The following is a 20,584-nucleotide window of genomic DNA, read 5'->3' on the forward strand; positions in this document are numbered from 1 at the left end:
CTTCGTCAATCGCGCCGGAGCGCGGTTGACGAAACGGCCGCGGCATACACTTGTTGCACAAGGATTTCGGGCGCGAGAGCAGCGATGGAAAAGAACAACGAGGGCAAATGAGTTACGAGCTTTATTATTGGGACGGCATCCAGGGCCGTGGCGAATTTGTGCGGCTGGCGCTCGAAGAAGCGGGCGCCGCCTATATCGACATCACCCGCCAATCCGGCCCCGGACGTGGCATCGGCGCGATGATGGCCATCATGCAGAGCCACAGCGAGGCGCATATTCCCTTCGCCCCGCCCTTCCTCAAGGACGGCGATCTCATCGTTTCGCATGTCGCCAACATTCTTTTCTACCTTGGCCCCAAACTCGGCCTTGCGCCTGACGACGAGGGGCTGCGCCATGTCGTGAACGGATTGCAGCTCACGATCACCGACTTTGTCGCTGAGGTGCACGACACGCATCACCCTATCGCCACTTCACTCTATTACGAGGACCAGAAGGAAGAGGCGAAGGCGCGTTCGGCCTATTTCATCAACGACCGTATCCCGAAATTTCTGGGTTACTTCGAACGTGTACTGCAACAAAATCCCAATGGCCCCAAACATATCGCCGGTGATGCCGTCACATATGCGGATCTTTCGCTTTTCCAGGTCGTCGAGGGCCTCCTCTATGCCTTCCCGAAGGCGATGAGCAACTACTCCAGCAGGTACCCGCTGCTCGCCGCCTTGCATGACAGCGTCGCGCAACGTCCGAACATAGCCCGCTACCTGAAATCGGAGCGCCGCCTGCCTTTCAGCACCGAAGGCATTTTCCGCCACTATCCGGAACTCGACATGGAAGCGTCCTGAACGCCGTTTTCGTCTCGATTTCGCCGCCGCCGACTGCCCTCTTCTCACTCGGGGGCGGCGTAATGCGTCAGGAAATCCAGCATACGGTTTTCATCTGCCCGGAGCCCGCGCAAAGGCTCGGCATCGTTCTCCTCCAGCGTCTCGTCAGAGCCCGCCAGTGCGACAATCGACGGGTGGATATAGCTCGAGCGGGAAATTGCCGGGGTATTGTGCAGCGCCTCTGCCGCAGCCTCTGACATTTCCTTCACGGTCGGTCGCCGCCCCTCGAATATGGCTGCGCGCGCAGCGCCGAAAGCAGCCAGCGAACCGGCCCAGGTCCGGAAGGTCTTGGCCGAAATCGCAATGCCCGAGATATCGGCGAGATAGGCGTTCAGCCGGCCGGAATCGATCGGTTTCAGCGCACCTGTCTCGTCTTTCCAGACGAAGAGCTGCCTGCCCGGCAGGTCGGCGATCTCCTCCAATATCTTCTGCAGGCGCGGATGTTTGAGGCTGCGCTGCACACGCTTGCCGCCCTTGGCGCGGAACTTCAGTTCGATGCGGCCGTCGACGATCTTCAGATGGCGTTTGAGCAGGGTCGTGGCGCCATAGGTGCCGTTCTCCCTGACATAAGCCTGGTTGCCGACACGCAGATGCGCTTCATCGAGCAGGGTCGTGAGCGCGGCGAGCACGCCATCGATATCCTCAGCACCGGTATCGAGATGGCGCAGGACCGTTCGCCGGATCTTTGGCAGCGCCCGGCCGAATTCGATCAGCTGATGAAATTTGCCGGCGCTGCGGAAAGATTGCCAGTCTTTGTGGTAGCGGTACTGTTTACGGCCACGAGCATCGAAACCCGTCGCCTGCAGATGCCCGTTCTCATAGATGCAGATCCAGACGTTCTCGTAGGCCGGCGGCAGGCCCAGCGCGTGAATGCGCGCCCGCTGGAGTTCGTCGGTCAGCGTTGCGCCATCCGGCAGCTGATAGCTGAAACCTTTGCCCTTCCTGCGCCTGCGGATACCCGGTTCGGTATCGCTGACATAGACCAGGCCGAGCTCGCTGATGATTTCGGCATTCATTGCTGGCTACGGACCCGTCACTTGCTGCGCCGGCCGAAATGAAACCATCGGCGGCGTTCGGCGTTGTCTGCATCTTTTGGCGGCCGCGTCTGGCCTTCCGGCGCGAAGGCAGCAATGCTCTGGGCATAGACCATTACAGGGCTCTCCTGCTTATGGACCATGAAACCGTCCTCCTCGGCGCCGGTATCGAGCACGCGCGCCCATTGGCTCAGGCCATTGACCTCGGGCAAATGCACTTCGCAATCGCCGCCGGCGTTGAAGACCAGATAGAGATCGTCCATCTCCTCGGCATCGGGGGAATGGGCGCTCTTCGAGAGATAGACGCCGAGCACCTGCAGACCGTCATCATTCCAGGCGCCGTCATCCATGAAATTGGCGTCCGGCTTGTACCAGGCAATTTCGATGCGGCCGTCCTCGGTACTGTCGCCTGTCAGAAATCGCTCCTGTCTCAGCACCGGATGCGCCCTGCGGAAGGCGACGACCTTGCGGCAGAATTCAAGGAAGGGATCATCGAGGCCATCCCATTTCGTCCAGCCGATCTCATTGTCCTGACAGTAGGCGTTGTTATTGCCGCCCTGGCTGTTGCCGACCTCGTCGCCGGCAAGGATCATCGGAACGCCCTGGGAAAGCATCAGGGTCGCCATCATGTTGCGGCGCCGGCGCGCCCGCAGCCTGTTGATATCGTCACTATCGGTCGCGCCTTCGGCGCCCATATTGTCCGAATGATTGTCGGAATGACCGTCCCTGTTGTCCTCGCCGTTTGCCTCATTGTGTTTGTCGTTGAAGGAAACCGTGTCCATCAGCGTGAAGCCGTCATGAGCCGACAGCAGATTGACCGATGACGTCGCGCCGCGATCGGAGTGGTTGAACTGCACCGCCGAGCCGGTGATGCGCTGCGCGATTTCCGACACCATGCCGCCGTCCCCCTTCCAGAAGCGGCGCACGTCGTCACGGAACTTGTCGTTCCACTCGCGGAAAGGATGCGGAAAACCGCCGACCTGATAGCCGCCGGCCCCGACGTCCCATGGCTCGGCGATCAGCTTGACGCCGGCAAGGATCGGATCCTGGCGGATTGCGCCGAAGAACAGGCCCTGACGGTCGAATTCCAGGTCCTGGCGGCCGAGCGTGCTGGCGAGATCGAAGCGGAAGCCGTCGATATGCATGACGCCCACCCAGTAGCGCAGGCTATCCAGCACCATGCGCATGACCATCGGATGCGCCACGTTCAGCGTATTGCCGGTGCCGGTCGTATCGAACGTATGGCGCGGATCGTCGGGCGAGAGAATGTAGTAGCTCGCATTGTCGAGCCCGCGAAAGGACATTGTCGGCCCTTTCTCGCTGCCTTCGGCCGTGTGGTTATACACGACGTCCATGATGACTTCGATGCCGGCGGCATGGAACTTCTTCACCATGGTCTTGATCTCGGTGATCCTGTCACCCGACAGGTAGCGCGACTGCGGGGCGAAGAAGCCGAGCGTCTGGTAGCCCCAGTAATTCGTCAGCTTCTTCTCTTCGAGATAGCGGTCATTGGGGAAGAACTGGATGGGCAGCAGTTCGATCGCGGAAATGCCAAGCTTGACGAGATGGTCGATGATCGGATCGCTGCACATGCCGAGGAAGGTGCCGCGCAGCCGATCGGGCACTTTGGGATGCAGCATCGTCAGCCCGCGGACGTGCGCCTCGTAGATGATCGTATCCGGCCACGGCCGCCGTATCGCCTCTTCACCGGCCCAGTCAAAATCCGGGTCCTGCACGACCCCCTTGACCATGTAAGGTGCGCTGTCGCGCACGTCGAAGGAAAGGTCGTCCTCGCCGATCGTGTAACCGTAGAGCGCATCGTCCCATCTGAGATCGCCGAGGACCTGCTTGGCATAGGGATCGAGCAGCAGCTTGTTGGCATTGAAGCGATGACCGTTCTTCGGATCGTAAGGGCCGTGGGCGCGATAGCCATAGACCGTGCCCGGACCGAGGCCGGCGATATAGCCGGACCAGATGTCACCTTCGCGCTTCGGCAGCGGCAGCCGGGCGACTTCCTTCTTGCCGTCGGAAGAAAAGAGGCAGAGTTCGATCTGCTCGGCATGGGCGGAGAAAACCGCAAAATGCGTGCCTGTGCCGGTATATTCCGCCCCCAGCTCCGGTTTCAGGAAGTCGAGTTCGGAAAAGGAAAAGCTCATGACGCCCCCGCTTGATGAATGGCCAAGCGGGAAACGTCATCGCGGTGCGAAAGTTCCGCAGATTACGAGCTTTGCAGTCCGGTCACGGCATCAACTGGCCGCCGTTGACCTCGATGATCTGGCCGGTGATGTAGCCGGAGAGCGTCGGAGAGGCGAGGAACAGATAGGCGCCGACACAGTCTTCCGACGTGCCGACGAAACCCATCGGGATGGACTTGCGCTGCATTTCCATCTGCTCGTCATTCGTATAGCGCTCATGGAACGGCGTCGCGATGACACCCGGCGCAACCGCATTGACGCGGATCTTGTCGGCGACGAATTCCTTGGCGTGGCCGTGCGTGATCGTCGAGACGAAACCCTTCGAGGCCGCATAGAGAATTGCGCCGTTGCCGCCGCCGTTGCGCGCGGCGATCGAGGTCGTGTTGATGATGAAGCCGCCCTGCTTCTTCAACCAGGGATGGGCGGCACGTGTTGCCGCAAGCACCGAACGGGCATTGAGGTTCATGACCTTCTCATAATGCTCGTCGGTATATTCCGACGTCGGCTTGCGGCCGAGCATGCCGCCGGCATTGTTGATCAGGCCGTCGAGATGACCGAAGGTCTTGGCCGTCTCTTCGACGACGCGTTCCGTCTCCCCTTCCCGCGACACGTCTCCCTGCACGAGATGGACCGCACCGCCAGCGGCCTTGATCTCTTCGGCAAGCTTTTCGGCCGGCTCGCGGCTGGCATTGTAGTGCACGCCGACCTTGGCGCCTTGGGCGGCGAAGGCGCGGGCGACGGCCGCACCGATGCCTGTCGAGGCGCCGGTAATCAAGACGGCCTTGCCGGCGAGGTCTGGAATTTTGATGGATGCAAGCGATTGAGCAAGATCTGCCATGGCGACGATAGCCTCCCGAAAAACCAAGGACATAGGTGATGAAACGATATGTGCCAGTCTTAGCAGGCAAGATCGCAGAAGGGCAATGCACGAAAGAGCGAGATGGGCACACCTTCGGCAGCGGCCTGCCGCTCCCGTATCGACGATTTCCCGACGCATGAGCACGGTTTGAGGGCGCTGGAGGATCGCAGGACGACGTCTATCTTGCCGACCGGGCGGGCAACCCTTCCGGACGGGAACTCGGCAGCCGGCTTTTCACCCGCGAGCCCTACGGCATCGCAATGCGGCGCGACGATTCCGTCTTCCGGCTTCTCGTCGACCGCACGTTGACGGCTTTCTATGCCTCGGACGATTTCCCAAAGCTGCTCAAGACATATTTCGGTCTGCGCAGAGAAATCCTGTGCAGTCGGTTCTCGAATGAGCCGTGCTCAAACCCGTTCGAGCGCCACCGCGATGCCCTGGCCGACGCCGATGCACATGGTCGAGAGCGAATAGCGGCCGCCGGTTTCGCCAAGTTCCAGTGCCGCCGTGCCCGCGATACGGGCACCCGACATGCCGAGCGGATGGCCGAGCGCGATCGCACCGCCATTGCGGTTCACCCGCTGATCGTCATCGGCAATGCCAAGCTCGCGCAGCACTGCAAGACCCTGGCTGGCAAAGGCTTCGTTGAGTTCGATCACGTCGAACTGTTCTTGCTTCAGGCCAAGGCGCGCCATCAGCTTGCGCGAAGCCGGTATGGGACCGATGCCCATGACGCGCGGCGGGACGGCGGCCGCCGCACCCCCGAGAATACGGGCAATCGGCGTCAGCCCATATTTCTTCGCCGCCGCTTCCGAGGCGATGATGAGGGCGGCAGCACCATCGTTAACGCCCGAAGCATTGCCGGCCGTCACCGTGCCGCCCTGACGGAACGGCGTCGGCAGCCTGGCGAGCGCTTCCATGCTGGTTGCGCGCGGGTGTTCATCCTTCTCGACGACAACGGCATCGCCCTTGCGCTGGGGGATAGTCACCGGAGTGATCTCTTTCGCCAGCCTGCCGCTTGCCTGGGAGGCCGCGGCCTTTGCCTGCGAGCGCACGGCAAAGGCGTCCTGATCCTCCCGGCTCACCTTGTAGTCCTCGGCAACGTTTTCGCCGGTTTCCGGCATGGAGTCGACGCCGTATTGCTTCTTCATCAGAGGATTGACGAAACGCCAGCCGATCGTCGTATCATGGATCTCGGCAGCCCGCGAAAAAGCCGCATCGGCCTTCGGCATGACGAAGGGCGCGCGCGACATGCTTTCGACGCCGCCCGCAATCATCAGTTCGGCTTCGCCGGCGCGAATGGCGCGCGCCGCGGTGATGACGGCATCCATGCCCGATCCACAGAGCCGGTTGATCGTCGTGCCCGGCACGGAGAGCGGCAGTCCGGCAAGAAGCAGCGACATGCGCGCGACGTTTCTGTTGTCCTCGCCCGCCTGATTGGCGCAGCCGAAGATGACGTCATCGACCGCGTCCCAGTCGACGGAGGCGTTTTTCGCCATCAGCGCCTTCAGCGGCACGGCGCCGAGATCGTCGGCACGCACGGAGGAAAGCGCGCCGCCGTAGCGGCCGATCGGCGTGCGGATATAATCGCAGATAAAGGCTTCGGTCATGGGCTTGTCCTCAAAGTTCGGGAACGACGAGATCGCCAACCGGCCCCTCGATATGGAGCGGTGCGCCGGTCATCGCCTGCAGTTCCTCGACGGACATTGCGGCAAGCTTCTCGCGCAGCACGAAATGCCCGTCCTTGATGTCGATGACCGCATGGCTGGTATAGATGCGGGTGATGCAGCCGACACCCGTCAGCGGAAAGCTGCATCGGTCGACCAGCTTCGGCTCGCCGTTCTTGGTGACATGTTCGGTGATGACGCAGACCTGCTTTGCGCCGTGAACCAGGTCCATCGCGCCGCCCACGGCCGGCACGCCCTTTGCGCCGACGCGCCAATTGGCGAGATCGCCGTTCTGCGCAACCTGATAGGCGCCGAGGATCGCAACGTCGAGATGGCCGCCGCGCACCATGGCGAAGCTGTCGGCATGGTGAAAGAAGGCCGCACCCGGCTTCAGCGTCACCGCCTTCTTGCCGGCATTGATGAGGTCCCAGTCCTCCTCGCCCGCCGCCGGCGCTTCGCCGAAATTGAGGATGCCGTTTTCGGTGTGGAAAATCGCCTGTCGGCCGGGCGGCTGATAACGGGCGACCATTTCCGGAAAGCCGATGCCGAGATTGACATAGGCGCCATCGGCTATGTCCTGCGCGGCGCGCCAGGCAATCTGGGCGTTGGAAAGCTTGATATCCTCTCTGGTATCGACGGTCATGCGTAAGCCACCCCGGCTCGAATGAGCTCTTCTTCCTGTTGCGGATTGGCGATCTCGACGACGCGGTCGACAAAGATGCCGGGTGTGACGACATGCTCAGGATCGATGCCGCCGGCCGGCACGATGGTCGAGACCTGCGCGATTGTCTTTGCCGCCGCCATGCACATCAGCGGGTTAAAGTTGCGACCGGCCTTGTTGTAAGTAAGGTTGCCGTAGGTATCGCCGGCATGTGCCTTGACGATCGCAAAATCGGCTTTCAGCCAGCGTTCCTGCACATAGTGGCGACCATCGAACTCGGCGATGACCTTGCCCTCGGCAAGCTCGGTTCCATAACCCGTCGGCGTATAGAAGGCCGGGATACCGGCGCCCCCGGCGCGGATGCGTTCGGCAAGCGTACCCTGCGGCACGAGTTCCAGTTCGATCTCGCCGGCGAGATATCTATCGGTAAAAGCACGCGGATCGGATGAGCGCGGGAAGGAGCAGATCATCTTTCTCACCATGCCGGCATCGATCATCGCTGCAATGCCGATACGGCCATTGCCCGCATTGTTGTTGATGACAGTCAGGTTTTTCGAGCCTTTGTCGATGAGCGCGTGAATGAGCTCGATCGGCGCACCCGAGCCACCGAAGCCACCGATCATAACGGTAGCGCCGTCGCCGATTTCGGAGACGGCATCTGCCGCGCTCCCGATCGTCTTGTCCATGCTGGATCTCTCCTTGCCGGATGAGGCTTCCTCGCGCCTTCCGATGTGTAAGGAATAAGGCGAGAGCCAGTCGAACGGCAAGAGTTTTGTGCGATATACGATATTTGTTCATATAACGCACAACAACAATGGTGTCGCGCGACCCGTGCCGCGTCTGGCAAAGGTCGAAGACGAAATCCGGCTGCTCAGCCGCCTTGCGCGGTATAAAAAAGGAATCGCAACACAGGGTGGCATTCGCGTATGATCCCATTTAGCGAACACTAAAGGAAAACCGATGGGTGCGGGGCGCAGATGTCGACGGTAATTGCCATTCTCGGCGGCGTCGGGTTGTTCCTGCTCGGCATGACCGTCATGACCGACGGATTGAAGGCTCTGGCCGGCTCGGCGCTGCGCTCGGTCCTCGGCAAAGCGGCGGCCACGCCTCTCACAGGCGCCTTCTGGGGTGCCCTAATTACGCTGCTCGTGCAGTCATCGAGCGCAGTGACGATGACGACGATCGGCCTCGTCAATGCCGGGCTGCTGACCTTCCCGCAGGGGCTTGGCCTCGTGTTCGGCGCCAATGTCGGCACGACGGGCACGGGCTGGCTGGTGGCGTTGCTCGGCGTGCGCGTCTCGCTGTCCGCCTACGCCCTACCCCTGATCTTTGCCGGCGCGCTGGCCAAGCTGCTTGGCGGTGGGCGAAGCGCGGCAGCGGGCAGCGCACTTGCAGGCTTCGCGTTGGTGCTCTACGGGCTCACGACCCTTCAGCAGGGCATGGGAGGCCTCGCTGAAAGCCTGCATCCATCCGATTTGCCCGCAGTGCTCGGCGTGCCGGGAGTTGGCTGGATCTCAGGCTTGGTCGGCCTCCTGACCCTGATCGCCGTCGGCCTGGCGATGACCGCGGTCATGCAGTCATCGACGGCTGCCATCGCCGTCACGATTGCGGCTTTCTATGCCGGGGCGATCAGCCTTGAGCAGGGTGCGGCCCTGATCATCGGCCAGAATATCGGAACAGCGACGAGTTCCGCGTTGGCGGCCATCGGCGCCAGTTCGACGGCCAAGCGCCTCGCTCTTGCCTATGTGCTGTTCAAGGTCATAGCCGCACTCATTGCAATCGTCGCTTTTCCGTTTACCGCAGCGACGATGAGAGCGTTTGCCGCGTCAGTCGACGGGACGACGCTCCTGGCCGCTTACCACACAGCTTATAATGTCGTCGGAGTCGCGGTGCTCCTTCCGGCGACACAATGGTTCACCCACATCGTAGAGCGCATTCTGCCCTCCAGCGAGACACCGCTCGAACGTGCGCTTGATCCAAGCGCGCTCGTCAATCCGGTGATCGCGGTCGAAACAACCCGGCGCGTCGTGGCGGAGATTCTCAAGACGTCGGCGGCTTCAGTCGCCGCTGCCCTCTCGGCCGAGGGTGGTCGTACGATGCAGGACAGCGCGGCAGCAGTTGCAGCACTCGCGCAGGCACAGAATTTTCTCTCCGAACTGAAAGAGCCGTCCGAGACGGAAGAGGAGCGGCTGCGCATGACGAGCACGTTGCACGCGCTTGAACATGCCTCAAGGCTCGTGGAGATCCTTGGGGAAGGCGACATTCCCGAACGGATGGCCGGAGTACCCGATGACTTTCGCGCCGCTGAGCTTTGCATTCAGGCGATGCGAGCGACGCAGATGGTTGGTGAATCGATTACCGGAGAATCTGCGCTTACGGCGCGGGCGGAGCCGATTGGCTGGACCGTTTCAGCTGAGGTCGATGCCTCGTTCGCAAACATTGAACGCGCGGCGAAGGACCTCGACGCCATGCAGCGCGATCACCGCGCCGAGACCCTCGCCGCCGTCGCACCCGGAAAATTGACTGCCACCGAAGCGTTTGCCCGCGTCGACGCCGTCCGGCGGCTCGACCGGATCGCGCATCATGCCTGGCGCTCGGCGACGCATCTCCTGGGCCGACATGAACACACGGGAGCGGCGATCGACCCGCGCGCGTGACAATCGAGACCAGTGGGCCGACCGGACACACCGCAATGAGAGGGGAAGACGATGGTTCAGTTGACGATAGCGACAGGTGCGGGCGCAACAGCGTGGCACGCGATGCCGGTTGCGGATATCGAACAGCGGCTCAATGTCGATCCCGAGTAGAGCCTCGCTGCCGCGGAAGCGGAAGGGCGGCTTGGCACCTATAGACAGAATCGGCTGCGGCAGGGCAAGAAGAAAGGCCCCTGGTGGGGTTCTTCGCCCATTTCACCAATGCTCTCATTTATGTCCTGCACCTGGCCGGTTTCATCAAATTGATGCTCAGCCTGTGGCTCGACGCCTCGATCGCAAAGCGCGTTATTCGATCCATCCCCTCATTGAGAACCCCCACACCATATCAGCAGGGAGAGGCACCGATAAGCATCAAGTAAGCTACTCCGCAAGCGCCGAGCTCAATTTAGATCGAGCCCGTCACGCCTTCGGACTTAACGTCCTCTGGCTTCCCGCGATGTGGGCAGTGTGGTGCTTTCCCAATGCCACTCGACATTTCCGGGCACAAAGCCGAGCTTGGGGTTCCTGCGACCAATAATTCGACGGCTTCCGGTGTTGGGCGCCAAATGGTCGATATCCGTCAGAAAGGCGTCAAAACTGTCGCGCCAGCGCGGATCGATGTGGTGGTCGGACGCGAGCATGCGTCGATATTGTTCCCGCAGGAACTTGTGCTTGTGGGTTTTTGGCATGGCGCTCAGATGGGAATGCTGGGGTGTGGGAGCAATAGTGAGCGGGCCGTATAATTTGAGTTTACGCTCGTTGTAAAGTGCCTCTCGTCAGCAAAACAGATCAGCCGTCGCTTTCCTCCAGCTGGTTGGGCTCGGCGGAACCCGGTCGCGAAACGACGTAAGCAGCGCAAGCCAGGATCGATGCCCCGACGACAATCGCGAGGAAAACCGATGGCTTCGACCCGATCAGGAATACCGCGTATCCAACCGACATCCCCATCAACGCTAACATCTTGGATTTACGGGAAATCGCGCCGTTCTCGCGCCAGTCGCGCAACGGGCCGCCAAATCGACTATTCATCAGATAGGCCTCCAGACGCGGAGATGACCGACTGAAGCACCACGCTGCCAGGATAAGGAAAATCGTTGTCGGTATAAGCGGAAGGATGGCGCCGATAATTCCAAGACCGACCATCATAAGACCAAAGCAAAGGTAGACGGCCCGCTGCAGCGGGCTGCGCGATGGACCTGGCGTAGAACTCAATTCACATACTCCCCATCAGGCCACCATCTTCTGCCGCCATATTTAACAATCCACCCGCGCCAGCATAATTTGCCGTCGACGGTCGCCCGGCTGACGCGTAAGTTCATCGAACCACCTTCAGAGAACACCCCAGACATCCGAGCGGAACTCTACCATGACGACCCACGATTTCGTCGCAACTGCCTTTTACAACGTTCTTGGAACCTTGCCTCCGGCTTTGACGATCGCAAGCGGTGACACGGTCGTCACCCGCACGCTCGATGCCTGGGGCTACGACGAGAACGAGGTCCAGCGGGCGCACGGTCCAAATCCCATGAACGGGCCAGTTTTCGTCGAAGACGCCGAGCCCGGAGATACTCTCAGGGTCGAAATTCTGGACATGAAACCGACGAGGGACATGGGCTTCACGCGCAGTGTCCTGGCGGCAAATGTCATCGATCCCGACACGGTTCGTGATCTTCCGAGATCGGAGAAGACACTGTGGCATATCGATCGGCACGCGATGACCGTCCAACTGAAGGAACCGGTTGCCGGTATCGAAAAGCTGGTTCTGCCGCTCTCCCCGATGATCGGCTGCTTCGGCGTGGCACCGAGCTATGGCCAGGCAATTTCGACGGCGACGAGCGGCGCCTATGGCGGGAACATGGATTATCGCTTGCTCGGTCCAGGCGCGACGATCTGGTTTCCGGTCTCGGTATCAGGCGCATTGTTCTTCCTTGGCGACTGTCATGCCGTTCAGGGTGACGGCGAAATCGTCGGTACCGGCGTCGAGACGACGTTTGAGGTGACAGTCCGTCTCACCGTCGAAAAGGTAAGGTCGATATCCTGGCCGAGGGCGGAGACGCTTGATGACGTCATCACCATCGGCAATGCGAGGCCGCTGGATCAGGCTCTGCAGCATGCGACGACCGAAATGCTGAATCTGCTCGTGGCGGATTACGGCCTGTCGAAAGTGGCAGCCAGCCATCTGCTCGGCCAAGTGGTCCGCTACGATATAGGCAACGTCTTCGACCCCGCCTATACAGTTGCGTGCCGGATAGCGAAGAAATGGCTTCCGGCACGCTGATCCATCATCCATCCGATCATAGATCCCGCGAAGCACACTTCCAAGCCGCCGGGAAGGAGCCACACAAGCCCATGCGGGAAAGTGATTTCGTCAGCGGCTTCGCCCGCGGCCTCAAGGTAATCGAAGCCTTCGGCGAAATGCATCGCCGGCTTTCGATCACGGATGCAGCGAAGCTAACCGGCCTCGACCGCGCCACGGTGCGTCGATCGTTGCTCACGCTTGCCGAGCTCGGTTATGCCGATTACGACGGCAAGTTCTTCACGCTGACACCGAAAATCCTGCGGCTCGGACATGCCTATCTGGAGGCGACACCGCTGCCGGTGCTCATCCAGCCACATCTCGATGCGCTCTCCGAGAAAGCCGGCCAAAGCGCATCCGCTTCGGTGCTCGACGGCACTGACATCGTCTATGTCGCCCGCGCCTCGCAGCGCCGCGTCATGTCGATCAACCTCACGCCCGGCAGCCGCCTTCCTGCTTATTGTGCTTCGATGGGCCGTGTTTTGCTCGCAGCGCTGCCGGAAGCCGAAGCCGGGGCCGTGCTTTCCAGGAGCGAGCTGAAGGCAAACACCCCGAACACGAAGACGGATCCTGGAGAATTGATGGCCGAGTTCCGGAAGGTCCGCGCAGAGGGTTATGCCCTGATCGATCAGGAGCTGGAGCTCGGCCTCTGCTCCATCGCTGTGCCGGTCGAGAACGATCGCGGCCAGACGGTTGCCGCCATCAATATCGGGGCGCCGGCCGCCCATGTGCCCGCGGCCGAGATGGTCGCGCGCTATCTGCCGCTGCTGAGGGAAACCCAGGCGACGCTGCGCACCGTGCTGCGCTAGCGCATGTCGCAAACGCTCTAGAAATGCTGGACCATTCGCCGGCTGAAATCAGCGAAGTCCGGCAAGACCACATCCGTCATGCCGGCCGGCGCGAAATGCGAAAGACGCTGGCCGGCGGGATATTCAGGCGCACCCGGCCGAGCCTTTCGGCCTGCAGTCCGAACTCATCGAGCACGTCCGACGGTACCGAGCAGGCATGGCCGTAGGTGAACTGGTAGAAGGCGCCGCCGCGTTCAAGCAGACTGAATCCGCCGCCGACGATGGCGCGAACGATTTCCGCGGGCATATTTCGGAAAGGCAGTCCGCTGACGATCGCCGCTTGCGGTCCAAGCTCCTCCTTGCAGGCGGCGAGTTCGCACGCATCGCGCCGGAGGATCGTCACGTCGGGAAAACGCTGCTGCAGCGGGGCGATGAAGCGGCTTTCGAGCTCCACCAATGTCAGGTCTCGCGCCGGCAGGCCGCGCTTGAGAAGCGCCGCAGTGAAGACCCCCGTGCCGGGGCCAAGCTCCAGCACCTTGCCTGCCGAAGGCTCTATCTCGCTGGTCATCAGCCGCGCCAGCCGCCCTCCCGAGGGCACGATCGCGCCGATTTTCCTGGGCTCGGCGAGAAGCGCACTAAAGAAGGCGGCCAGCGGCGGCTGTTGCATGCGGGTCTCCAGCATCGATCATCCGATTCCGGTATTCCCCCTTCAAATGATGCGAGCATGACGTGCGCTCGCACCGCACGAAAGATTCAGGCGGCCTGGATGGTCGGCTCGAAGCTCATGTTGAAGCTCGCGCCGCCGCCCTCCGCATTCGACACCCACACGCGCCCGTGGTGCAGCTTGACGATCTCGCGCACGAGATGAAGGCCGAGCCCTATGCCCTGGCTGCGGCCGTTCGCGCGCTGGAACGGTTCGAAAATCCGCTCGCGATCCTCAGGCGCGATACCCGGACCTTCATCGCTGACGGAGATTTGCGCCGGACGCTCTACAGCAATGGTAATCGTGCCGCTCCGGCCGCCATGCTGGATGGCATTCTGAACCAGGTTGGCAATTGCCCGCTCCAGCGCCGTCTCATCGCCGAGAATGCGCTCCGGCATCGAGCGGAGTTCGAAATTCGCCTGATATCCGGCCGCAATGATAAGCGGCGCAAGTTCCGCCGCCTGCCGGCGCGCAACCGTCGCAAGGTCGATGGAGCAATCCGGCACCGGCTCCTGATTGAGCCGCTGCAGGTCGAGCAGCTGCTGGGCCAGCGTCGAAAGGCGGGCGACATCTTCCAGCAGCCGGTTGGTCGCCTCCGTCGGCGGCATGGTTTCCAACCGGTTTTGCAGGATGGCAATCGGCGTGCGCAGCTCATGGGCGGCGGCCAGCATGAAGCGCCGCTGTTTGTTGTGATCGTCGTCGAGACGCTGCAGCGTCTCGTTCATGGCGATCACCAGCGGCGCCACTTCTTCCGGCACGTTTTCGAGCGGCAGGCGGTAGCCGCGCGTCGTCCCGTCGATTCCTTGCGCCGCCTGCGCCACCTCGTTCAATCCGCGATGGATGCCGCGCGCCACGAAGGGCGTGACGGCAAGCGTGATCAGGCCCGTGAGCAGAATGACCGGCAGCACGATACCGGAAGCGATCGCCATGAAGACGACGAGAAGCTTTCCGGCGGAAAGGCTGCCCTGGCGCCCGACGATGACGAGAAGGTCGCCGTGATCGGTCTTCACTTTCTGCAGGCGTGCAGCGATCGTCGCCGGGTTGTCCTCATCCCCGTTGAAGCGCGCCTCGGCGATATCCGTGCCCGAGGCCGCAATGGCGAGATATTGCGCCGGCACATTGCCCTCGGTCAGCACGTGCCCCTGCTCGTCACGCACCAGGAACCAGAAATCCGCCGCCTTGTCGCGCTGGTGGTCCAGATGATCGTTGCTGGTGATGCGCATGGAGCCGTCCGGGTTCCAGGCGAGCGATTCCGTTACCGCGTCGATCGCATGTTCGTCAGGCGCAAAAATCCCGCTCATGCCCGAGATCCAGAAGACGAAGGCAAAGGCGATCGCAATCAGCACCAGGGTCGCGGCCTGCAGCGCCACCAGCCGGCGGATCAGACGCCATTTCAGCGAGTAGAATTTCATCTTCTTCATGGCCGGGCCTGCCGGATCAGATAGCCCACGCCACGGATCGTATGGATCTCGACCCCGGCAGCCGCCGCGTCGAGCTTGCGGCGCACGCGCGAAACATGCGCATCGAGCGCATTGGACTGGATCTCGTCATCCATGCCGTAGACCGCCTCTTCGAGGCTCGAGCGCTCCACCGTGCGGCCGGCGCGACGCATCAGCGCCTCCAGCACCAGCAGTTCGCGGCGCGGCAGTTCGAGCGCCGCGTCGCCGACCCGGGCCTCGCGGTTGCGCAGGTCGAAATGCAGCCGGCCGAGGCACAGGCTTTCGATCTCCATATTGCCCGGTCGGCGCAGGATGGCCCTGAGCCGCGCCATCAGCTCCTCGACGGCAAAGGGCTTTGCGAGATAGTCGTCGGCGCCGAGATCGAGACCTTCGATCCTGTCCTTCAGATCGCCGCGCGCCGTCAGCATGATGACCGGAACGGCAGCCTGAATGCGGCGCGCTTCGGCGATGAGTTCGAGCCCGTCGCCATCGGGAAGGCTGCGGTCGAGCAGCAGGGCGTCGTAGCTGTTCAGCCGCACGGCTTCCTCGGCGGCCTCGATCGTCGAAACGTGGTCCGTGATGATATTGTTGTTGCGGAGCGCCGCCGTCAGGACAGCGGCCATTTCCGGTTCATCTTCCGCCAGCAAGACGCGCATTCGATCGTCCAACTTCAAAAACCGCTCTCTGCACAGGCAAGATTGCGTCAGCATGACGCGAAAGGCCAGAGGCTTGCAGCGTCAATCGCCGCAATGCAGGCCGATTGCCTCGGTCCGCGCTTCAAGCGCACGGATAACGGCCGCCATGTCCTCATGCCCGAAACCCAGACCTTCGGTTTCGGCATAGAGCCCATGGCAGACATCGAGCAGCGGCGAGGCAATGCCCGCCCGCCGCGCCGCTTCGGCGACCAGCCGGTTGTTCTTCAGTACGTCGGAGATTGCCGCCTGCACGGAGAAATCCCGCTCCAGCAGCTTGCCGCTCTTGACCCGCGATATGCCGCTCGCCATCTGGCCGGCATCGACGACGGCCTTGAAAAGCGCCATGTCCAGCCCCTGCCTGCCGGCAAAATGGGCCGCTTCCGCCAAGCCTGTCACCGAGGCGATGAGAAAGATGTTGACGGCAAGTTTCATCAACAGCGCGTTCGGCACCGCGCCGCAGACGACCGCCTCGCGGCACATGGGTCTCAGCAGCGGGCGGACCTCCTCGACAATACCGGCTTCCCCGGCAAGCATGGCCACAAGCCGGCCCTCCTCCGCCGGCCGACGCGACCCGGAAACCGGCGCCTCGACATAGCGGCCGCCGGCCGAGCGGATCTCTTCTTCGAGACCTTTCGAATATTGCGGCGCGGTCGTTCCCATGTGGATGATGACATGCCCGGCGATACGCGCGCCAAAGTCAGGCGCGCCACGCCCGAGAACCGTATCGATGACAGCCTCTGTCGCAAGCATCAGGATCACGGTTCCGGCTTTGCGGAACACCGCATCGACATCGGCGGCCACCTCGGCGCCGGCCGCCCGCAACGCTTCGGCACTTTCCGGTGAACGGTTCCAGACGATGAGATCCGTGCCTGCCCGCACGAGATTGAGCGCCATCGGCGTGCCCATCACACCGAGGCCGATGAAGCCTGTTTTCATTGCTGCCGCCTCTTTGGATAGCCAGGGGCGGCAAATCTACGAGCAAGAGCGGCAACTGTCTTGAAGGTTAGTGCGCAGGTGCGGGCCGCCCGGAAATCTCCAGCGCCGCCTCGCGGATCGTCTGAATGAGGATCGACAGCGGCAGCGAGGGGATGGAATCCGTGCGCACCGTCAGCCCGACGGGACCCTTCGTCTCGGTAGTATCGACCGGCAGGGCGGCAAGCACGCCGTCTGCGATATCGCGCGCGACCACGCCGTTGGAAATGATCCAGACCGCGTCGCTGTCGCGCACGAAAGCGCGGCCGAACGCATCTGAGACGGTTTCGATCTGGCTCGGCAGACTGGCCACGCCATTGGCGATCAGAAAATTCTCGACCACCGGCCGGATGATCGAACCGCGGGTCGGCATCAACAGCGTATAGCGGCCAAGCTCGTCAAAGAGCGATTTGCCGGCAGTCAACAGCGGATGGCCGGCGCGCACGGCGAAGACGACCTGCTCGGAATAAAGGTGCTCGAAGGAAAAGCCGGCCATTCTCTCCGCACCGGCCAGACGCCCGACGACGAGATCGAGATCGCCGATGCGAAGCTGCTCAAGAAGCACGGCGTTGTCGCCGGTGACGATCTTCACCCGGCTCCATGTGTTTTCCTTCAAGAACAGGTCCATCGCGCGCGGCATGATGCGGGTCGAGACTGTCGGCAGCGCGCCGACGCGGATTGGCGGAGCATCACCGAACTGCTCCTGCGAGACGGAATCGAGCCCCTGCCGCAGTGCCGTCAGCGCGGCGCCGGCGTGACGCAGGAAAACCTCGCCATATCGCGTAATCCGTATGCCGCGCCCGTCGCGCTCGAAAACGCCGACCCCGAGCGCCTGCTCCAGCTCGCGGATCGTCTTCGTCACCGCCGGCTGGCTGACATGCAGCAGTTCGGCCGCCTTCATGACGCTTTTCTGCCGCGCCACCTCGACAAAGGTCTGCAGATGGCGAAACTTGATGCGGCTGTCGATCATCGCTTTCATAACTCATAGGTTATCAGAAAGCCGAAAAATATCATTTTACTTAACCGGATCAACTCACCAAATTGGGAACGGAGGAGATTTAAAGTGCAGTTTGCCAGTATCAACGACGTAACGATCCACTATCAGCTGATCGGCGCGCCCGCTGACAGGCCGGTCATTGTCTTTGCCAATTCGCTCGGCACGGACTTCCGGATCTGGCGCGATGTGATCGTACGTCTTGCCGGCGACTTTGCCATCATTCTCTACGATATGCGCGGTCATGGCCTGTCCGATGTCGGCCAGGTGCCCTATTCCATCGCGGACCATGCGACCGATCTGGCCGGGCTGCTCGATCTGCTATCCGTCAAGGACGCCGTCATTTGCGGTCTTTCCGTCGGCGGTCTGATTGCCCAAGCGCTCTATCGGCACCGCCCGGACCTGGTGAAGGCACTCATCCTCTGCGACACTGCGCACAAGATCGGCACGGCCGAAAGCTGGAATAACCGTATCACCGCCGTCGAAAAGGACGGCATTGCCAGCATTGTCGACATGGTGATGGAGCGCTGGTTCACGCCGGCCTTCCGCCGGCCGGAAAACATCGCCTATGCCGGCTATTGCAACATGCTGATCCGCCAGCCGGTGGAAGGCTATCTCGCGACCTGTGCTGCGATCCGCGATGCCGATTTCACCGAAGCCGCAGGCCGGATCAAGGTACCGACCATCTGCGTCGTCGGTGATCAGGACGGTTCTACGCCGCCGGATCTGGTGCTTTCGACGGCAAAGCTGATCCCTGGCGCCCGCTACGAAGTGATCAAGGATTGCGCCCATATTCCGCCGGTCGAGCAGCCGGAAGCGCTGACCGCAATCATTCGCGCCTTCCTCTCATCCATCGGAGAAAAGAGCCCATGAGCGACACCGCGTCCGAACGCTATCACCAGGGCATGGCGACCCGCCGCTCGGTGCTCGGCGATGCCCATGTCGACCGCGCGCAGGCGGCCTCGACCGAATTCGACAGGCCGTTCCAGGAGCTGATCACCGAAGCCGCCTGGGGCCACGTCTGGTCGCGGCCGGAACTGACGAAACGCGAGCGCTCGATGATTACCATCGCCCTGCTTGCGGCACTCGGCCAGGATGACGAAGTGGCGATGCATGTGCGCGCCACAGTGAATACCGGCGCCTCCCGGGAGGATATTCGCGAGGCGCTGCTGCATGTGGCGATCTATGCCGGTGTGCCGGCCGCCAATCACGCGATCAAGATCGCAAAGCAGGTTTTCGAGCAGATGGACGCCGGCAAGGCGGCCTGAGGGGGAGAGAATGTCGGATTTACCGAACCGCAAGCCAGAAACCGGGGCCTTCTTCGCCCGTGACCGCGCCTGGCATCCGCCGGCCTATGCGCCGGGCTACAAGACCTCGCTCCTGCGTTCGCCGCAGCGCGCGCTCCTGTCGCTCGACGGCACGATCTCCGAAATCACCGGCCCCGTCTTCGGCCATTCGATGATCGGCGAGATGGATAACGACCTGATCCACAATTTCGCCCGCCCCGGCGAAAGCGCCATCGGCGAGCGCATCATCGTGCACGGCCGGGTGCTCGACGAGCGCGGCCGGCCGCAATCCGGCGTTCTCGTGGAATTCTGGCAGGCCAATGCCGGCGGGCGCTATCGCCACAAGAAGGAAACCTATCTCGCCGCCATCGACCCGAATTTCGGCGGTTGCGGCCGGTTTGTCACCGACGAGGAGGGCCGGTACTTTTTCCGTACCGTGCGGCCGGGCGCCTATCCCTGGCCGAACGGCGTCAACGACTGGCGCCCGGCCCATATCCATTTCTCGATCTTCGGCCATGGTTTCTCGCAGCGCCTGATCACCCAGATGTATTTCGAGGGCGATCCGATGATCTGGAAATGTCCGATCGTCGGCACGATTCCCGACAAGGCCGCGATCGAGCAGCTCATCGCGCCGCTCGACTGGGGCAACACGATCCCGATGGACAGCCGCGCCTACAAGTTCGATATCGTGTTGCGCGGCCGCCGCTCGACCATGTTCGAAAACAAGCTGGAGGGGAACTGACATGCAGGAACTCGGCTATCTCAAGGAAACCCCGTCCCAGACCGCCGGCCCCTATGTGCATATCGGCCTGACGCCGAATTTCTGCGACATTACAGGCGTCTACGACAGCGACCTCGGCACGCAGATGCTCAACGACAAGACGCTTGGCGAGCGTATCACCGTCAGCGGCCGTATTTTCGATGGCGCCGGCGCCCTCGTTCGCGATGCCGTGATCGAGATCTGGCAGGCCGACAGCGCCGGCCTCTACAACAGCCCCTCGGAAATGCGCGGCACCGCCGACCCGAATTTCACCGGCTGGGGCCGCTGCCCCACCCGCGCCGAGGACGGCGTCTATAGTTTCGAGACCATCAAACCCGGCAAGGTGCCCTTCAAGGACGGCCGCAAGATGGCGCCGCACATCACCTTCTGGATCGTCGCCCGCGGCATCAATATCGGCCTGCACACGCGCATGTATTTTCCGGAGGAACAGGAGGCCAATGCGGCGGATCCGATCCTCTCCCGCATCGAGCACCGCGAGCGCGTGGCAACGCTGATTGCTGCCCGCGACGGCGCGAAACTGAATTTCGACATTTATCTGCAGGGACCGAAGGAGACCGTGTTCCTGGACATTTGAGCCATATCTACCGGCCGCTTGCCCGCAATCTGCCGGGCAGGTAGCGTCGATCTCGCCCTGCCTTTC

General features: G+C 62.1%; 21 protein-coding genes. 8 read left to right on the plus strand and 13 right to left on the minus strand.

What is annotated here, in order from left to right; translation table 11 throughout:
- Positions 1–107 precede the first annotated feature (107 nt).
- Positions 108–842 (plus strand): glutathione S-transferase, encoded by a 735-nt coding sequence (locus tag ACFPWW_RS17160; protein ID WP_377312632.1) that lies wholly within the window; start codon positions 108–110, stop codon positions 840–842.
- A gap of 44 nt (positions 843–886) precedes the next feature.
- Here the strand turns inward: ACFPWW_RS17160 and ACFPWW_RS17165 are convergent, their stop codons facing one another.
- The 6 genes from ACFPWW_RS17165 to ACFPWW_RS17190 form a co-directional block, all read right to left on the minus strand.
- A complete protein-coding gene (locus ACFPWW_RS17165; protein ID WP_377312633.1) occupies positions 887–1,897 on the minus strand; it encodes a DNA topoisomerase IB in 1,011 nt (336 codons plus the stop codon).
- A 17-nt stretch (positions 1,898–1,914) separates the two neighbouring features.
- Positions 1,915–4,071, minus strand: coding sequence for a glycogen debranching protein GlgX (glgX, locus tag ACFPWW_RS17170; protein ID WP_377312634.1), 2,157 nt, complete (start codon positions 4,069–4,071; stop codon positions 1,915–1,917).
- A gap of 82 nt (positions 4,072–4,153) precedes the next feature.
- Positions 4,154–4,948, minus strand: a complete 795-nt coding sequence (locus ACFPWW_RS17175) for an SDR family NAD(P)-dependent oxidoreductase (protein ID WP_377312635.1) — start codon at positions 4,946–4,948, stop codon at positions 4,154–4,156.
- Positions 4,949–5,376: 428 nt separating this feature from the next.
- Entirely contained in the window at positions 5,377–6,579 is a 1,203-nt protein-coding gene (gene pcaF / locus ACFPWW_RS17180; protein ID WP_377312636.1) for a 3-oxoadipyl-CoA thiolase, read from the minus strand.
- A 10-nt stretch (positions 6,580–6,589) separates the two neighbouring features.
- A complete protein-coding gene (locus tag ACFPWW_RS17185) occupies positions 6,590–7,279 on the minus strand; it encodes a CoA transferase subunit B (RefSeq protein WP_112703406.1) in 690 nt (229 codons plus the stop codon).
- A complete protein-coding gene (locus ACFPWW_RS17190; protein ID WP_377312638.1) occupies positions 7,276–7,983 on the minus strand; it encodes a 3-oxoacid CoA-transferase subunit A in 708 nt (235 codons plus the stop codon). The genes ACFPWW_RS17185 and ACFPWW_RS17190 overlap by 4 nt, the downstream gene beginning before the upstream one ends.
- A 291-nt stretch (positions 7,984–8,274) precedes the next feature.
- Between ACFPWW_RS17190 and ACFPWW_RS17195 the strand changes: the two genes are divergently transcribed.
- The gene (locus tag ACFPWW_RS17195) at positions 8,275–9,954 is read left to right on the plus strand and encodes a Na/Pi cotransporter family protein (RefSeq protein ID WP_113413281.1); all 1,680 of its coding nucleotides are present in this window, start codon (positions 8,275–8,277) and stop codon (positions 9,952–9,954) included.
- 470 nt (positions 9,955–10,424) lie between these two features.
- Here the strand turns inward: ACFPWW_RS17195 and ACFPWW_RS17200 are convergent, their stop codons facing one another.
- Positions 10,425–10,679, minus strand: a complete 255-nt coding sequence (locus ACFPWW_RS17200; RefSeq protein ID WP_377312639.1) for a hypothetical protein — start codon at positions 10,677–10,679, stop codon at positions 10,425–10,427.
- Between the two features lie 100 nt (positions 10,680–10,779).
- A complete protein-coding gene (locus ACFPWW_RS17205) occupies positions 10,780–11,202 on the minus strand; it encodes a YbaN family protein (protein WP_377312641.1) in 423 nt (140 codons plus the stop codon).
- 154 nt (positions 11,203–11,356) lie between these two features.
- Here ACFPWW_RS17205 and ACFPWW_RS17210 point away from each other — a divergent pair, with 154 nt between their 5' ends.
- Positions 11,357–12,268, plus strand: coding sequence for an acetamidase/formamidase family protein (locus ACFPWW_RS17210; protein WP_377312642.1), 912 nt, complete (start codon positions 11,357–11,359; stop codon positions 12,266–12,268).
- Between the two features lie 71 nt (positions 12,269–12,339).
- Entirely contained in the window at positions 12,340–13,095 is a 756-nt protein-coding gene (locus ACFPWW_RS17215) for an IclR family transcriptional regulator (RefSeq protein ID WP_377312643.1), read from the plus strand.
- 76 nt (positions 13,096–13,171) lie between these two features.
- On the opposite strand, the gene ACFPWW_RS17220 is transcribed toward ACFPWW_RS17215, so the two are convergent.
- The 5 genes from ACFPWW_RS17220 to pcaQ form a co-directional block, all read right to left on the minus strand.
- A complete protein-coding gene (locus ACFPWW_RS17220) occupies positions 13,172–13,741 on the minus strand; it encodes a class I SAM-dependent methyltransferase (RefSeq protein WP_112570651.1) in 570 nt (189 codons plus the stop codon).
- Between the two features lie 86 nt (positions 13,742–13,827).
- On the minus strand, positions 13,828–15,198 hold the full coding sequence (locus tag ACFPWW_RS17225) for a sensor histidine kinase (RefSeq protein ID WP_112754033.1): 1,371 nt from the start codon (positions 15,196–15,198) through the stop codon (positions 13,828–13,830).
- A complete protein-coding gene (locus ACFPWW_RS17230) occupies positions 15,195–15,872 on the minus strand; it encodes a response regulator transcription factor (RefSeq protein WP_112703398.1) in 678 nt (225 codons plus the stop codon). The genes ACFPWW_RS17225 and ACFPWW_RS17230 overlap by 4 nt, the downstream gene beginning before the upstream one ends.
- An 81-nt stretch (positions 15,873–15,953) precedes the next feature.
- The gene (locus tag ACFPWW_RS17235; RefSeq protein WP_377312644.1) at positions 15,954–16,847 is read right to left on the minus strand and encodes an NAD(P)-dependent oxidoreductase; all 894 of its coding nucleotides are present in this window, start codon (positions 16,845–16,847) and stop codon (positions 15,954–15,956) included.
- Positions 16,848–16,914: 67 nt separating this feature from the next.
- A complete protein-coding gene (gene pcaQ / locus ACFPWW_RS17240; protein ID WP_112754133.1) occupies positions 16,915–17,853 on the minus strand; it encodes a pca operon transcription factor PcaQ in 939 nt (312 codons plus the stop codon).
- 93 nt (positions 17,854–17,946) lie between these two features.
- Here pcaQ and pcaD point away from each other — a divergent pair, with 93 nt between their 5' ends.
- From pcaD to pcaG, 4 genes are read left to right on the plus strand one after another with little or no spacing between them, the layout of a single operon-like run.
- Positions 17,947–18,750, plus strand: coding sequence for a 3-oxoadipate enol-lactonase (gene pcaD, locus ACFPWW_RS17245; RefSeq protein WP_377312645.1), 804 nt, complete (start codon positions 17,947–17,949; stop codon positions 18,748–18,750).
- Entirely contained in the window at positions 18,747–19,145 is a 399-nt protein-coding gene (pcaC, locus tag ACFPWW_RS17250; RefSeq protein ID WP_112570479.1) for a 4-carboxymuconolactone decarboxylase, read from the plus strand. Before pcaD ends, pcaC begins: the two co-directional genes overlap by 4 nt.
- A 10-nt stretch (positions 19,146–19,155) precedes the next feature.
- On the plus strand, positions 19,156–19,905 hold the full coding sequence (gene pcaH, locus ACFPWW_RS17255) for a protocatechuate 3,4-dioxygenase subunit beta (RefSeq protein WP_112570481.1): 750 nt from the start codon (positions 19,156–19,158) through the stop codon (positions 19,903–19,905).
- A gap of 1 nt (position 19,906) precedes the next feature.
- Complete coding sequence (pcaG, locus tag ACFPWW_RS17260; RefSeq protein ID WP_112570483.1) at positions 19,907–20,518, plus strand: protocatechuate 3,4-dioxygenase subunit alpha; 612 nt, start codon at positions 19,907–19,909, stop codon at positions 20,516–20,518.
- Positions 20,519–20,584 lie beyond the last annotated feature (66 nt).

The organism is Rhizobium sp. GCM10022189 (assembly GCF_042656325.1).
Lineage (GTDB): Bacteria > Pseudomonadota > Alphaproteobacteria > Rhizobiales > Rhizobiaceae > Rhizobium.